The following is a 14,854-nucleotide window of genomic DNA, read 5'->3' on the forward strand; positions in this document are numbered from 1 at the left end:
CAGAGGGCGGAATGGTGCGCTCCGCTTTTTGCCCTCGCACATGCCTGGCCCCGCTTTTTCCGCCTGTGCGGCCAGCGCTGGCAGCGGGCGCTGAAGGCGGATGAGCCTCGCCGGAAAAGCCTGAGAGCCTGTTCACAATCTCTGCCGTGGGTGCGAAAAGCACGGCCTCAAGGCGCTCTGCGACCTTGCAAATCTTCGCTGGGCTGCAATGGGGCTGCAAGGCCCGCCTGCGGTTTGCACCTTGCAGCCCATCCTGATTTCCGGGGTGTCGCCCCTCACGGCCAGACTCCGAACAGATTCTGAAAACATGAGGCAAAGCAAAGTGGGCGCGAGGGTATTGGGCACAATGCGGATTTGTCGCTTCCAGGGGTCTTTTTTCACACTTTTCGCCGCCATGAAACGTTCTGTCTGGTTCCGTCTTTCCCTTCTTTGTTCTGCTCTGGCGCTGGCGGGGCAGGCCCATGCGCTGGCCGTGGCCAGCGTTTCGCCGCAGGGCGAGGTGTCGCGGGTGCGGCAGGTGGTGGTCAGGTTCAAGACGAATGCGGTGGCGTTTGGCGATGCCAAGCTGGCCGCGCCGTTCACGCTGGCCTGCAATGACGCCCAGGCGCAAAAGGGCGAAGGGCGCTGGACGGGCGCGCGCGAGTGGGTGTACGACTTTGAAGACGATCTGCCGCCGGGCACGCGCTGCACGCTCAAGGCGGCGGCGGGCTTCAAGGCAGCCGACGGCTCGGCGCTGGAGGGCAAGAGCAGCTACGCCTTTCACACGGGTGGCCCGATCGTTCGGGACGTGCTCCCCGGCACCTGGCGCAAGGTGGATGAAGACCAGCATTTCGTGCTGGCGCTCAACGGCGCGGCCACGCCGGAGAGCGTGCAGGCCCACGTGTGGTGCAGCGCTGAAGGCGTGGGCGAGCGCGTGCCGGTGAAGCTCATCACGGGCGCGGACCGCGCGGCGCTGCTCAAGGAGCTGGACTGGAGCCAGCGTGATGAAAAGAAGCCGGGCACGGTTTTTGTGATGCAGTGCCAGCGGCGGCTCACGCCGGAAACGAAGGTGGAGCTGGTGTACGGCAAGGGCGTGGCCACGCCCAGCGGCATACCCAACACGGTGGAGCGCCGCTTTGAATACGAGGTGCGCCCGCTGTTTCAGGCCAGCATGAGCTGCGAGCGCGAGAACGCGCAGGCCGCGTGCATGCCCCTGCGGCCGGTGACGCTGGATTTTTCGGCCAGCGCGCCGCGCCGCCTGCTCCAGCAGGCGCGGCTGACTTCGGACAAAGGCGAAATCGCGCCCGAGTTCAACGAAAAAGGCGATCCGGATGATTTGCTGGACAGCCTGAAATTTCCTGCCCCGCTGGCCGAAAGCGCCACCTACACGCTCACGCTGCCTGCCGATTTGAAAGACGACAGCGGCCGCCCGCTGGCCAACGCGGCGAGCTTTCCGCTGACGGTGCGCACTTCGCCCATGCCGCCGCTGGCCAAGTTCGCGGCGGGCACGTTCGGCATCGTCGAGCGATTTGCCGAAGGGCCGAACGGCACGCCCCTGCTGCCGGTGACGCTGCGGCGCGTGGAGCCGCAGCTGGGCGTGCAGTCCATGCAAATCAGCCGCGCGCGCTTTGAGAGCGACGCGGACATCATTGAATGGATGCGCCGGGTAGAGGAGTTTGACGACGCCTCCATCGAGCGCAAAAAGGCCGCGCAAGTGGTGCGGGGCACGCTGCCGCCGCCGCTGAAGGATTCGCCGTATTCGGAGAACTATGTGGAAACGCGGGCCATCTCGCTGCTGGAAGGCCGCGCGGACGCGCAAACGCAGCCGCTGCCCGGCACGCAAGAGGGCGACACGCGGCCCTTCGAGGTGGTGGGCATTCCGCTGACCCCCGGCTTTCACGTGCTGGAAATCGCCTCGCGCCAGCTGGGCCAGGCCCTGCTGGACGAAGGCTACGGGCCGCAGCGCACCATGTATGTGCGCACCTCTGCGCTGGTGACCAACCTGGCCGTGCATTTCAAGTGGAGTCCGGAAGGCTCGCTGGCCTGGGTGACCACGCTCGATCACGGCCAGCCCGTGGCGGGCGCGCAGGTGAACGTGTCGGACTGCTACGGCAAGCCCGTGGCGCGGGCCGTGACCGACGCGCAGGGCCTGGCGCGCCTGCCGGAAGTCACTCAATCCAGCCCCTGCGCGCATGAATGGCGCGTGCCCGAAAGCACGCGCGGCTACTTCATCAGCGCGCGCAGCGGCGAAGGCAGCGAGCAAGACATGGCTTTTGTCTGGAGCAACTGGAACCGGGGCATTGAACCCTGGCGCTTCAACGCGCCCACGGGCCGCGACGGCGGCGCGTCCGCCGAAGTGGCGCACACCGTGCTGGACCGCACGCTCGTGCGCGCGGGCGAAACGGTGTCGATGAAGCACTACCTGCGCCAGTCCGTCAGCCCCGAAAAAGGCACGCTGGCGCTGCCGCCCGCCAACAGCATGCCGCGCACGCTGACCATCACCCACGTGGGCAGCGGGCAGGAATACACGCAGGAGCTGAACTGGCGCGACACCCCCACGGGCGGCCGCAGCGCCGCCAGCCAGTTCGCCGTGCCCAAAAACGCCAAGCTGGGCGTGTACCGCATCACGCTTGGCGCAGGCGGCGGCGATGATGACGACAGTGGCGGCCATTCCGCCGGCTCCTTCCGCGTGGAAGAGTTCCGCCTGCCCGTGTATCGCGGCAGCGTGGCCGTGGCCGACGAAAACGCCCTGATCGCCACCGCAGACGTGCCCGTGCAGGTGCAAGTGAGCTACGTGGCTGGCGGCGCGGCGGCGCACCTGCCCGTGCAGGTGTCGGCGGCCGTCAAGGACATTGCGCCGCACTTTGGCGACTACGACAGCTTCAGCTTCACCTCGCCCGACGGGCGCCGCAGCAGCGAAACCCGCGTGGACGATGACGGCGATGACAGCGATGCGCCCAGCTCCGCCAGCCAGAAGCTCGTGGCCGACAAGCAGCCGCTCACGCTGGACGCGCAAGGCGCGGGGCGCCTGGTGCTCGCCAAGCTGCCCGCCTCCAGCCGCCCGCGCGAGCTGCTGCTGGAAGCCACCTACGCCGACCCCAATGGCGAAACCCAGACCCTGAGCCAGACGCAAACCTTGTGGCCCGCCGCCGTGGTGGCCGGCCTGCGCGCCGACAGCTGGGTTTCCGTGGACAAAAACCTGAAATTGCAGGCGCTGGCGCTCGATCTGCAAGGCAAGCCCAAGGCGGGCGCGGCCATGACCGTGCGCGCCGTGGCGCACACCACCACCACCACGCGCAAGCGGCTGGTAGGCGGCTTCTATGCCTACGACCACCACCACGAAACGCATGACCTGGGCGCGCTGTGCAGCGGCAAGACCGACGCGCGCGGCCTGCTGCACTGCGATGTGAAGCTGGCGCAGCCCGGCCGCATCGAACTGGTGGCCAGCGCGGCTGACGAAGCGGGCCGCAAGGCCGAGGCCGCGCAAAGCGTGTGGGTCACGCGCCAGGGCGAACTGTGGTTTGACGGCGAAAACAACGACCGCATGGACGTGCTGCCCGAGCAAAAACGCTACAACGCGGGCGACACCGCGCGCTTTCAGGTGCGCATGCCCTTCCGCAAGGCCACCGCGCTGGTGGCCGTGGAGCGCGAAGGCATCGTGCAGACGCAAGTGGTGCAGCTCAGCGGCGACGACCCCACCATCAGCCTGAAAGTGGGCGAAAACTGGGGGCCTAACGTCTACGTGAGCGTGCTGGCGCTGCGCGGGCGGCTGTATGAAGTGCCTTGGTACAGCTTTTTCACCTGGGGCTTCAAAAGCCCCATCCAGTGGTGGAGAGCCTTCCGCAACAAAGACGGCGACTTCGCCCCGCCCACCGCGCTGGTGGACCTGAGCAAGCCCACCTACCGCTTCGGCATGGCCGAAATCCGCGTGGGCGAGCAAAACTACCGCATGCACGTGGGCGTGGAAGCCGACAAGACGGTTTACGCCCCGCGCGGCACGGCCCGCGTGCGCGTTGAGGCCAAGCTGCCCGGCGGCCAGCCCGCTGCCCAGGCCCGGGTGGCCGTGGCCGCCGTGGACAAGGCGCTGCTTGAACTCATGCCCAACACCAGCTGGAACCTGCTGGAAGCCATGCTCCGGCGCCGCTCCTGGGACGTGGAAACGGCCACCGCGCAAATGGAAATCGTGGGCCGCCGCCACTATGGCCGCAAGGCCGCGCCCCCCGGCGGCGACGGCGCGGGCGGCGCGCCCGTGCGCGAGCTGCTCGACACCCTGCTTTTGTGGAAGCCTGACGTGGAGCTGGACGCCAACGGCCAGGCCATCGTGGACGTGCCGCTCAATGACGCGCTCACCACCTTCCAGATCGTGGCCGTGGCCGACAGCGGCGCCAACCGCTTTGGCACCGGCAAAACCAGCGTGCGCGTCACGCAAGATTTGCAAATCATCAGCGGCCTGCCGCCCCTGGTGCGCGGCGGCGATGCGTACGAAGCCGCCTTCACCCTGCGCAACACCACGGACAAGCCCATGAAAGTGCAGGTGCGGGCCGAAGCCGCCCCGCTGCAAACCGAAGCGCAAACGCTGGAAATACCCGCTGGCCAGGCGAGCGAAGCCCGCTGGCAAGTCACCGCCCCGCCGCACATGGGCGTGCCCGGCGCGCAGGAAATCACTTGGAAAATCAGCGCCAAGGATGAAAACGGCAGCGCCAGCGACGCCCTGAAAGTCAGCCAGCGCGTCGTGCCCGCCGTGCCCGTGACGGTGCAGCAGGCCACCCTCGTGCAGCTTGAAAAACCCTACACCCTGCCCGTGGCCCCGCCCGCCGACGCCCTGCCGGGCCGTGGCGGGCTGCGCCTGGCCCTGCAACCGAAGCTGGCCGATGGCCTGCCCGCCATCAACGACTGGTTTGCCGCCTACCCCTACTCCTGCCTGGAGCAGCAGACCAGCAAGGCCATTGGCATGCGCGACGAAGTGCAGTGGCGCAGCGTGGCAGCGCAAATGCCCTCCTACATGGACGGCGACGGCCTGCTCTACTACTTCCCGCCGCGCAGCAGCCAGGAAGACAAAGGCAGCCCCATCCTCACCGCGTGGATGCTGGCCGCCACCCACGAAGCCAGCCGCATCGAGCCGCAATACGCCCTGCCTGAAGACGTGCGCCAGCCCATGCTGGACGGCCTGGCCGCCTTCGTCGAAGGCCGCATCACGCGCCGCTACTGGTCGCCCCGCAAAGACCTGGACGTGCTCAAGCTCGCCGCCATCGAAGCCCTCTCGCGCTACGGCGCCGCGCGCGCCGCCATGCTGGAGAGCATCACCATCGCCCCCAACCAGTGGCCCACCAGCGCCGTCATTGACTGGGTGAACGTGCTGCGCCGCGTCAAGGGCATTCCGGCCCAGCCGCAAAAGCTGGAAGAAGCCATGCAAATCCTGCGCTCGCGCCTGTCATGGCAAGGCTCGCGCCTGATCTTCAGCGCCGAAAAAGACGACGACTGGTGGTGGTTCATGGCCGGCGGCGACGTGAACACCGCCCGCCTGCTGCTCACCGTGCTGGACGACCCCGAATGGCATGACGACATGGGCCGTCTCATCAACGGCTTCATCCAGCGCCAGCAAAGCGGCGCCTGGCACACCACCACCGCCAACCTCTGGGGCAGCTTCGCCATCGAGCAATTCGCCCGCGCGCGCGAATCCGCCCCCGTCAGCGGCATCACCCGCGCCAGCCTTGGCGGCGAAAAAGCCCAGGTGGACTGGAACGAAGTGCGCCCTGCGCCCAAGGAAGAAGGCGTGGACCACGCCAACTCCCGCCTGAGCTACTCCGGCGCGCCCGCCAGCCCCGGCCTCTACGTGAACAACACCATGCAGCTGCCCTGGCCGCAAAAGACGGGTCAGCAGGCGGGCCAGCCAGCTGGCAAGAGCGAGCTGGCCGTCACCCACGAAGGCAGCGGCAGCCCCTGGCTCACCCTGCAATCGCTGGCCGCCGTGCCCCTGAAAGCCCCCTTCGCGGCGGGCTACCAGATCAAGCGCAGCGTCACCCCCCTTGAGCAGGCCGACAAGAGCCTGCCGGCGGGCCACTACTCGCGCGGCGACATCCTGCGCGTCACGCTGGAAGTCAATGCCAGCGCCGACATGACCTGGGTCGCCATCACCGACCCCGTGCCCGGCGGCGCCACCATCCTCGGCAGCGGCCTGGGGCGCGACTCGGCCATTGCCTCCAGCGGCGAAAAATCCGAAGGCTGGGGCTGGCTCGCCTACGAAGAGCGCAGCTTCGAGGCCTTCCGCGCCTACTACGAATACCTGCCCAAAGGCAAACTGAAGATGGAATACACCGTGCGCCTGAACAACCCCGGCGTCTTCAACCTGCCCCCCACCCGCGTCGAAGCCCTCTACGCCCCCGAAATGTTCGGCGAAGCGCCCAACGCGCCGGTGCAGGTGCGGCCGTAACGGGCATCAGCGCCGCCTGAATGGAAAAATGGCGAAAAGCGGGTTACGGACGGGTCTGCAACCCGCTTTTTTTCACTTTGTATGCCATGCATGGCTGTTTTAAAAATGGCGCGAGACAAGTTTGATTCAGGCAGGAGAAAATGATTTTTTGAAACGCCATGAAGGCGCGCCAGTCGATATTCAAGCCTGAAGACAAAATGATTTGATGAAATGGCCGAAAGATAATAAACCATGTCAAAAGAATACGGTGAATATGATTTTGTCTGGCTTGCCGCAGCGTATGTGGCGGCCAGCGTGGTGGAGCATGGCGCGATGCTGGCATTTACTTTTGCGCCTGCATTTGAAGGCGGCGAAAAAGCGGCGGCCTTTCCATACGTCTCTTTGCTTGTGTATTTGCGCGGCCTGGCTTTTGAAAAGCGCAGGGCGGGCATCGCCGGGGCATCACTGGCTTTGGGCCGCATTCGGGCTGTTTGCCGATTTGATGGGCGTGGCGCTTTTTGTTTTGTTCAATGAGGCACGGCCGCCCCATCGGCCCAAGCCGTCATCGACAGCCTTTCACCCCGATTGCGAGAAGTGACATGCGCCAGTGGCTGAACCAGCACGGCGAGCGCCCTTTGCTCTGGCTGGCGGCGGCTTTTGTGCTTGCCGTGGTTTTGCGCAGGGTCTTTTTTCACTCAGAAACGGCGCATTGGGGGCGCAAGCGGCTTTTGCCATCGATCACGCCTATCAGGCCGTTTGCGGCTTCTGGCTGTGGCGGTATGCCGGGCGCCATCGCTGGCTCTGGCTGGCATTGGGCGCTGCGGCGGGGCTGCCCGCCGTTTGGCTGTTTTTCGTGCTGGAGCGGGCCAGGCGTGAGCGGGGGCATGCATGACGGAAGCAGTGTCATCAAGCTCATCTATTCATAGCAATAGGTCCTAGTGGAATAAGCGCAGGGCGGCATTTCAGGCCCTTCATATTCGCTTCTGTTTTTGATGCGGCCAGGCAGGAGCAGGGCGGCCCGCAGCCTTTCTTGGCGTTCCTGGCTGCGCGCCTGCTGGCAGGGGCTGTTCAAGAGCGGGCGTAAACAGGTTTTCACCGGATGCCTTTTTTTGCGGCAGCTAGAATCCCGCGCTTGCTCTTTGTTGCCATGACAACTTTTTCACACTTTTCGCCATTGCCGACGGCCATGCGCATTGGGCCGCACGCGCTGCCCAATGCCGTGTTCGTGGCGCCGATGGCGGGGGTGACCGACCGGCCTTTCCGCCAGCTTTGCCGCCGCTTCGGGGCAGGCTACGCGGTGGCGGAGATGGTGGCGGCGCGGCCTGATTTGCGCGGCACGGCCAAGAGCCGCCTGCGCGGCCGCCATGAGGGCGAGCCTGGCCCCTTTGCGGTGCAAATCGTGGGGGCTGATGCGGCGGCCATGGCCGAGAGCGCGGCCTGGAACGTGGCGCGCGGCGCGCAGGTGATTGACATCAACATGGGCTGCCCGGCGCGCAAGGTGTGCAGCCAGTGGTCGGGCAGCGCACTGATGCAGAACGAGGCGCTGGCGCTGCGCATCATCGAGGCCGTGGTGGCCGCTTGCGCGCCGCAGGGCGTGCCGGTCACGCTGAAGATGCGCACGGGCTGGAGCGCGGCGCAGCGCAACGCCGTTTCGCTGGCGTGCGCCGCCGAGGGCGCGGGCGTGCAGATGATCACGGTGCATGGCCGCACGCGCGAGCAGGGCTACGCGGGCGAGGCGGAGTACGAAACCATTGCCGCCGTCAAGGCCGCCGTGCGCGTGCCGGTGGTGGCCAATGGCGACATTGATTCGCCCGAAAAGGCCGCCGCCGTGCTGGCTGCCACGCGGGCCGACGCGGTGATGCTGGGGCGCGCCGCCTGGCGCGCGCCCTGGCTGCTGCGGCAGGTGGCGCACTACCTGGCCACGGGCCGCCAGCTGGCCGCGCCGCTCACGCTGGAAGTGCGCAGCGCGCTGCTGGATCACCTGCACGCGCACTACGCGCTGTATGGCGAGGCGGCGGGCGCGCGTTCGGCGCGCAAGCATTTGCAGCGCATGCTGGGCGGCCTGCCGGGGGGCGACGCCTTTGTGCAGTCGCTCATGCCCGAGGCCAGCGCCTTGCGGCAGTGGCAGGCGGTGGCCGACTTTCTGATGCTGCTGGCCGAGCGCCACGAGCGCCTGCCAGGCGAAGCGCCCATCAGGAGCCAGGTGGCCTGAGGGCGGCAGGCCGCAGCGGGCTGGCTGGCCGCTGCGGCGCTTTTTTCATTTTTTCTGTCATTTCCATCACACCCATGAGCCAAACCCATCTTGATGCCTGCGTGCGCGAGAGCCTGGAAGCCTATTTCCATGACTTGCATGGCGTGGAGCCGCACAACATGTATGACATGCTGATCAAAAGCGTGGAATCGCCCCTGCTGGAAGTGGTCATGCGCCGCGCCAACAACAACCAAAGCCGCGCCGCCCAGTGGCTGGGGCTGAACCGCAACACGCTGCGCAAAAAGCTGCTGGAGCACAAGCTGCTTTGAGGCGGCCCGCTCGCGCTGCCTGCCGGGGCCGAGCCTGCCCGCGCGAGTTGGTTCGCGCGTTCGTCCGCGCATTCGCTGGCGCATTCATCAGGCGATTCATCAGGCGGTCTGGAAAGGCTTTTTTCGCTCCTTGATTCATAGCATGAGGTCCTGCTGGAATCTGCGCGAACGCCGTTTTCTGCCCCCCTTGATTGGCTCTCTTTTCTGAACCCGTCCAATACCTGGCCGCCCTTCGTTTTCATCCCACCCCACTGCCATGAACACCACTGCCCGAAACGCCCTGATTTCCGTATCCGACAAAACCGGCATCGCCGAATTCGCCGCAGCGCTGGCCGCGCTGGGCTTTCGCCTGCTGTCCACCGGCGGCACCGCCAAGCTGCTCAAAGACGCGGGCCTGCCCGTGACCGAAGTGGCCGAAGTCACGCACTTTCCCGAAATGCTCGATGGCCGCGTGAAAACCCTGCATCCCGCCATCCACGGCGGCCTGCTGGCCCGGCGCGACACGCCCGCGCACATGGCCGCGCTGCAAGCGCACGGCATTGGCGCAATTGACCTGGCCGTCATCAACCTCTACCCCTTCGAGGCCACCGTGGCCCGCCCCGGCTGCACGCTGGCCGAGGCCATTGAAAACATCGACATCGGCGGCCCCGCCATGGTGCGCAGCGCCGCCAAGAACTGGCAAGACGTGGCCGTGCTCACCCACGCCAGCCAATACGCCGCCGTGCTGCAAGAGCTGCGCGCCAGCGGCGGCCAGCTCAGCGCCAAAACGCGCTTTGCCCTCTCCGTGGCCGCCTTCAACCGCGTGGCCCAGTACGACGCAGCCATCAGCGAATGGCTCTCCAGCGTGGACTTTGACGCCAGCCAGGGCCAGGGCGAAAGCGGCTCTGCCCCATTTGCCCAAAGCGCCCCCGTCCGCGCCCCCTTCCCCGCGCAAGCCAACCCCGTCTTCATCAAACTGCAAGACCTGCGCTACGGCGAAAACCCGCACCAGCAGGCCGCCTTCTACCGCGACCTGCACCCCGCCCCCGGCACGCTCGCCACCGCGCGCCAGCTTCAGGGCAAAGAGCTGTCCTACAACAACATCGCCGACGCCGACGCCGCCTGGGAATGCGTGCGCCAGTTCACGCAAGCGGCCTGCGTCATCGTCAAACACGCCAACCCCTGCGGCGTGGCCGTGGCCTCCAGCGCAGGCCAGGCGTACGCCAAAGCCCTGCAAACCGACCCCACCAGCGCCTTCGGCGGCATCATCGCCTTCAACCGCCCGCTGGACGGCCCCGCCGCCGAACACGTCGCCCGGCAATTCGTCGAAGTGCTCATGGCCCCCGCCTTCACGCCCGAAGCCCTGGCCGTCTTCGCCGCCAAACCCAACGTGCGCCTGCTGCAAATCGAACTGCCCGCCGATACGGCCCAGGCCGCCCCCGCCGCCCGCGCGCTGGAATACAAGCGCGTCGGCTCCGGCCTGCTCATCCAGACGGCCGACCAGCACCGGCTGCAAGAAACCGACCTTCAAGTCGTCACCGAAAAACGCCCCACGCCGCAGCAAATGCAAGACCTGCTCTTTGCCTGGCAAGTGGCCCAATACGTCAAAAGCAACGCCATCGTCTTCTGCAAAGATGGCATGACCGTCGGCGTCGGCGCAGGCCAGATGAGCCGCCTGGACTCGGCCCGTATCGCCAGCATCAAAGCGCAAAACGCCGGCCTGAGCCTGACCGGCGCCGCAGCCGCCAGCGACGCCTTCTTCCCGTTCCGCGACGGCCTGGACGTACTGGCCGACGCCGGCGCAGCCTGCGTCATCCAGCCCGGCGGCTCCATCCGCGACGCCGAAGTCATCGCCGCCGCCAACGAACGCGGCATCGCCATGGTCTTCACCGGCGTGCGCCACTTCAGGCATTGAAAGCGGGCTTCAAATCCGCCCGTGGGGCGAAAAGCGCGGACTCGGGCGGCCTGCGGCGTTGCAAGCGTGGCGACTCTCTGCCGGGCAGTCGAACGGACAACGGCCCGGCCGATGCGCGGCAGCCCCTCAGAGGCTGTTCAAAGTCTGGGCGTCAGGGGCCTTTCAAGACCAGGCGCGCGGCCAGATGCGCCTTCTGCCGTTCGCCAGCGCCGGGGCTGTTTACTAAAAACAGGAGCGGATTCAGGGGGTATGAAAATGGCACTCGCGCTCATTCCACTAGGACGTCGTGCTATTGACATGAGAGCAAAAAAACCGCCTGCCGCCCTGCATGCTCCGGCCTTTTGCCACTCATGAGCGGACTGCGGCAGATTGGAGGCAGGAGCGGGCCAGGATGGGAAACGGGGCGGCCGGCCCTCTGCCGCGGCGGCGTTATCAGGTGCCAAAGCAAAGCGGAAGGCCCGCATTCCCTGGCGCAGCGCTAGCCCGCTGCCACCGCAGGCGCTTCCTGCCAGCGCCCCTGCGTCAGGATTTCGCAAGGGCGAAACTGCGTTTTGTAGGCCATCTTGCGGTTCTGGGCGATCCAGTAGCCCAGATACACGTAGGGCAGGCCCAGCGTGTGGGCCTGGGCGATTTGCCAGAGCACGCCATAGGTGCCATAGCTGGCGTGGGGCGTGTCAGGCTCGTAGAAGGTATAGACGGCTGAAAGCCCGTCCTTGAGCACATCCACCACCGACACCATGCGCAGCGCTCCAGTCTGCGGCCCATCCGGCTCGCCCTCGCCTGGCTCGCCGCCCTCGCGAAACTCCACCAGCCGCGTGTTCACGTGGCTGTGCAGCAGAAATTGCGTGTATTGCTGCGCGTCATCCACATCCATGCCGCCGCCCGTGTGGCGGCTGGCCTGGTAGCGCCGGTACAGCGCGTAGTGCTCCGGCACGAAGCCCGGCTGCAGCACCCGCGCGCGCAAGCTGGCGTGCCGCTGCTGGGCGCGGCGCTGGCTGCGGCTGGGCGAAAAATCAGCCACGCGCACGCGCAAGGGCTTGCAGGCCTGGCACTGGTCGCAGTGCGGGCGGTAGGCGAACAGGCCGCTGCGGCGAAAGCCCAGCTGCACCAGCTCCGAATAAGCCTCGCCCTGCACCAGATGGCTGGGCGTGGCCACTTGCGAGCGCGCCATTTGATCGGGCAGGTAGCCGCACGGATACGGCGCGGTGACGTAAAAGCGGATGGCCTGAAACGGCAGCTCTTTCAGGTGCGCCACGGCGTCTCCCTGCCATCGTCTTTGCCGCTGTTTGCACTGTTCAGACCCAGCGCGCTCCAGCATGAGGGCGAAAAGCGCCAGGCGGGGCCGGGCTGCGCCGCCAAAAGCGCCACTTGCGCCGCGAAGTCCGCGCGCGGCATGGGCGCAGCGCCCAGCGAGGCCAGATGGCGGGTGTTTTGCTGGCAGTCAATCAGCGGCAGCGCGTGGGTGCGGCAAAAGGCCACCAGCGCCGCCAGCGCGATCTTGGAGCCGTCCGTGACCCGGGTGAACATGGATTCGCCAAACACCGCCCGCCCCAGCGCCACCAGATACAGCCCCGCCAGCAGGCGGCCTCCGGCCCACACCTCCACGCTGTGCGCCAGCTGCTGCGCGTGCAGCTCTTCGTAGGCGGCCACCATTTGCGGCGTGATCCATGTGCCCGACTGCCCCGGGCGCGGCACGGTCGCACAGGCGCGGATGACCCGGCCGAAGGCGCTGTCAAACCGCACTTCGCACGCTGGCGCGGCCAGAAATCGCTTGAGGGCCTGCTTCAGCGAGCGGTGCAGCCGGAAGCGCTCCACGGCCAGCGCCATGCGCGGCTGCGGACTCCACCACAGCAGCGGCTCGCCCGGCGCGAACCACGGAAAGATGGCCGCCGCGTAAGCGCGCCGCAGCGTCGCCGCATCCAGCGCGCCGCCCACCGCCAGCAGCCCCGGCGCGGGCGAGTCGGCGGGCCAGGCCGCTTCCAGCGGCGGAAACGCATCGCCCGGCTTGAGCGCCGCCAGCGGCGGCAAGCCGCGCGCGCCTTCAGCGCCCGGCCCGCTCATGACGGCAGCTCCTGCTCATGCACACCCAAGCGGCCTACGCGCCAGTCGTCAAAAAAATGCTGCAACGTCAGCCGCACCGTCTCAAAGGCCAGTTGCGGCCAGGGCACCTGGCTTTCGGCAAACAGGCGCGTTTGCCGCGTTTCATGCCCGAAGCCGCCGGGCAGGCCCTGCCGCAGGCATTCCTCCAGCAGCGGGGCCAGGTAAAACACGTGTACCTGTCCCACTCGCGGCACGCTGATCACGGAAAACAGCGCCCCCGGGCGCACATGCCGCCTTGCCTCCAGCGCGGCTTCCTCGCCGGTTTCACGCAGCGCGCCGCCGCGCAGCGTCTCGCCCAGCTCCATGAACCCTGCCGGCAGCGTCCACAGCCCTTTGCGCGGCTCTATATCGCGCTGGCACAGCAGCACGCGCCCATCTGGCGCGAAAGGCAGCGTGCCCACTACCAGCAGCGGGTTCTGGTAATGCACCAGACCGCAGGCCGTGCACACATCGCGCAGGCGCGTGTCGCCATCATCCGGCAGACGCCTGGCGGTCGGCGCGCCACAGCGGCGGCAGTAATGAATGGCAGAAGCGGGCATGAGCCGCATTGTGCCTTTGCGCCCCGGTCTGACATGCCGCTCTGGAACCAGGGCTGAGAGGCTGTTCAGAGTCTGCCTGGTGTGGCTCAGCGAAGATTTGCAACGCAGCAGGTCGCCCGGATCCGCGCTTTTCACAATCACGAATGGACTTCGTGAGCAGGTTTTCAGGCGGGCGTGAATGCCAGGCGCACGTAAATGGGCGCGTAGGCTTCGGCTTGCGTGATTTCCACCAGCGCCTCCTTGGCCAGTTCCAGCAAGGCGATGAAGGTGACCACAAGCACGGGAGCGCCGCGCGTGAGGTCAAACAGTTCTTCAAACGGGGCAAAGCGCCGGCCTTGCAGCTTTTTGAGCACCAGGCTCATGTGCTCGCGCACGCTGAGTTCTTCGCGGGTGATGCGGTGGCTTTGCACCAGACGCGCGCGGCGCAGGATGGCGCGCCAGGCCTGCTGCAAGTCAGCCGGGTCCACCTGCGCGAAGTCCGGATCCAGCGCCTGCTCCACGTGGATTTGGGCGGTGATGAAGTCGCGCTGCGCCACCTCGCCCAGCCGCGCGGCGGCGAGCTTGATGCGCTCGTATTCAAGCAGGCGGCGCACCAGCGCGGCGCGCGGGTCTTCAGGCTCTTGGTCATCTGCCGTTTTCACGGGCGGCAACAGCATGCGCGACTTGATTTCAATCAGCGTGGCAGCCATGAGCAGGTATTCGGCCGCCAGCTCCAGATTGCGGTTGCGGATTTCTTCCACGTAGCCCAGGTATTGCCGCGTGACGGCGGCCATCGGGATGTCAAGAATGTTGAAGTTCTGCCGCCGTATGAGGTAGAGCAGCAGGTCAAGCGGGCCTTCAAAGGCTTCGAGAAAGACTTCCAGCGCGTCTGGCGGGATGTACAGGTCTTGCGGCAGCGCGAGCAGCGGCTCGCCATAAAGGCGCGCCACGGCCAGGCTGGCGTCTGCCTCCGGCGGGGCGGGCCGCGCGTGCGTTTCAGGCAAGGTGTTGGCAGGCTGCACGGCGGCGGTTGTTGCTGCGGTTTTGATAGCGGCTCGCGCCCATTCCACGGGGGCCAGCGGGCTTTTTCAATATGAAAGGAGCGGCGCGAGCTGGCATGGCGTCAGGGCCTCCGGCTTGAGAACAGCCAGGGGCGCGCGAATTGCCCGCTATTTCAGCCTTGCCTGCTTTTGCCGAAATTGCCCATCGGGTAGTACACGTAGCTGGGCTGGGCCACGCGGCCCGCGCGCATATCGGCCTGCTGCTGGCGGTCAATCTCCTTGTCCCACAACAAGGCGCGGCCCTGTTGCTGGGCGGCATCCAGCCAGGGGCGCTGGGCCTTGAGTTCGTTCAGGAACTGCGTGGCGTCTGACGTGTAGTGCGGGCGGCGGAAGAAGTTGGCGATCGGCATGTTTCAGGCGTTTCGGAACGTGG

General features: G+C 66.7%; 11 protein-coding genes. 5 read left to right on the top strand and 6 right to left on the bottom strand.

All coding sequences use genetic code 11. From position 1 onward, the window contains the following. Positions 1-394: 394 nt before the first annotated feature. Positions 395-6,409: an alpha-2-macroglobulin family protein gene (locus C1720_RS10350; RefSeq protein ID WP_102284142.1), complete on the top strand. Its 6,015-nt coding sequence runs from the start codon at positions 395-397 to the stop codon at positions 6,407-6,409. On the opposite strand, the gene C1720_RS13180 is transcribed toward C1720_RS10350, so the two are convergent. Next, complete coding sequence (locus C1720_RS13180; RefSeq protein ID WP_146006984.1) at positions 6,352-6,642, bottom strand: hypothetical protein; 291 nt, start codon at positions 6,640-6,642, stop codon at positions 6,352-6,354. The two genes, C1720_RS10350 and C1720_RS13180, sit on opposite strands and share 58 nt — an antisense overlap. On the opposite strand from C1720_RS13180, the gene C1720_RS10355 reads away from it, so the two are divergent. The 4 genes from C1720_RS10355 (at position 6,641) to purH (ending at position 10,802) form a co-directional block, all read left to right on the top strand. Beyond that, positions 6,641-6,922, top strand: a complete 282-nt coding sequence (locus C1720_RS10355) for a hypothetical protein (RefSeq protein ID WP_102284143.1) — start codon at positions 6,641-6,643, stop codon at positions 6,920-6,922. The genes C1720_RS13180 and C1720_RS10355 overlap by 2 nt on opposite strands. A gap of 652 nt (positions 6,923-7,574) precedes the next feature. After that, complete coding sequence (dusB, locus tag C1720_RS10365) at positions 7,575-8,600, top strand: tRNA dihydrouridine synthase DusB (RefSeq protein WP_102284145.1); 1,026 nt, start codon at positions 7,575-7,577, stop codon at positions 8,598-8,600. 74 nt (positions 8,601-8,674) lie between these two features. Further along, on the top strand, positions 8,675-8,908 hold the full coding sequence (locus tag C1720_RS10370) for a helix-turn-helix domain-containing protein (RefSeq protein ID WP_050714428.1): 234 nt from the start codon (positions 8,675-8,677) through the stop codon (positions 8,906-8,908). 256 nt (positions 8,909-9,164) lie between these two features. After that, positions 9,165-10,802: a bifunctional phosphoribosylaminoimidazolecarboxamide formyltransferase/IMP cyclohydrolase gene (gene purH / locus C1720_RS10375; RefSeq protein ID WP_102284146.1), complete on the top strand. Its 1,638-nt coding sequence runs from the start codon at positions 9,165-9,167 to the stop codon at positions 10,800-10,802. 478 nt (positions 10,803-11,280) lie between these two features. Here purH and C1720_RS10380 read toward each other — a convergent pair whose 3' ends face one another. The 5 genes from C1720_RS10380 to C1720_RS10400 all read right to left on the bottom strand — a co-directional run bounded on the left by C1720_RS10380 (position 11,281) and on the right by C1720_RS10400 (position 14,831). Then, positions 11,281-12,057, bottom strand: a complete 777-nt coding sequence (locus C1720_RS10380; RefSeq protein WP_102284147.1) for an arginyltransferase — start codon at positions 12,055-12,057, stop codon at positions 11,281-11,283. Continuing rightward, complete coding sequence (aat, locus tag C1720_RS10385; protein WP_102284148.1) at positions 12,045-12,863, bottom strand: leucyl/phenylalanyl-tRNA--protein transferase; 819 nt, start codon at positions 12,861-12,863, stop codon at positions 12,045-12,047. Before aat ends, C1720_RS10380 begins: the two co-directional genes overlap by 13 nt. Continuing rightward, entirely contained in the window at positions 12,860-13,441 is a 582-nt protein-coding gene (locus C1720_RS10390; protein WP_233199930.1) for an NUDIX hydrolase, read from the bottom strand. The genes aat and C1720_RS10390 overlap by 4 nt, the downstream gene beginning before the upstream one ends. A 164-nt stretch (positions 13,442-13,605) precedes the next feature. Beyond that, positions 13,606-14,424: a segregation and condensation protein A gene (locus C1720_RS10395; RefSeq protein WP_050716326.1), complete on the bottom strand. Its 819-nt coding sequence runs from the start codon at positions 14,422-14,424 to the stop codon at positions 13,606-13,608. Between the two features lie 170 nt (positions 14,425-14,594). Beyond that, entirely contained in the window at positions 14,595-14,831 is a 237-nt protein-coding gene (locus C1720_RS10400; RefSeq protein ID WP_050714423.1) for a DUF3460 family protein, read from the bottom strand. Positions 14,832-14,854 lie beyond the last annotated feature (23 nt).

It is taken from the genome of Ottowia massiliensis, from assembly GCF_900240305.1.
Classification (GTDB): Bacteria; Pseudomonadota; Gammaproteobacteria; order Burkholderiales; family Burkholderiaceae_C; genus Ottowia; species Ottowia massiliensis.

Excerpts from the sequence above, each read along its gene's own strand:
- C1720_RS10350 (WP_102284142.1), top strand. The coding sequence starts at position 395 with ATGAAACGTTCTGTCTGGTTCCGTCTTTCCCTTCTTTGTTCTGCTCTG.
- C1720_RS10355 (WP_102284143.1), top strand. The coding sequence starts at position 6,641 with ATGTCAAAAGAATACGGTGAATATGATTTTGTCTGGCTTGCCGCAGCG.
- C1720_RS13180 (WP_146006984.1), bottom strand. The coding sequence starts at position 6,642 with ATGGTTTATTATCTTTCGGCCATTTCATCAAATCATTTTGTCTTCAGG.
- dusB (WP_102284145.1), top strand. The coding sequence starts at position 7,575 with ATGCGCATTGGGCCGCACGCGCTGCCCAATGCCGTGTTCGTGGCGCCG.
- C1720_RS10370 (WP_050714428.1), top strand. The coding sequence starts at position 8,675 with ATGAGCCAAACCCATCTTGATGCCTGCGTGCGCGAGAGCCTGGAAGCC.
- purH (WP_102284146.1), top strand. The coding sequence starts at position 9,165 with ATGAACACCACTGCCCGAAACGCCCTGATTTCCGTATCCGACAAAACC.
- aat (WP_102284148.1), bottom strand. The coding sequence starts at position 12,863 with ATGAGCGGGCCGGGCGCTGAAGGCGCGCGCGGCTTGCCGCCGCTGGCG.
- C1720_RS10390 (WP_233199930.1), bottom strand. The coding sequence starts at position 13,441 with ATGCCCGCTTCTGCCATTCATTACTGCCGCCGCTGTGGCGCGCCGACC.
- C1720_RS10400 (WP_050714423.1), bottom strand. The coding sequence starts at position 14,831 with ATGCCGATCGCCAACTTCTTCCGCCGCCCGCACTACACGTCAGACGCC.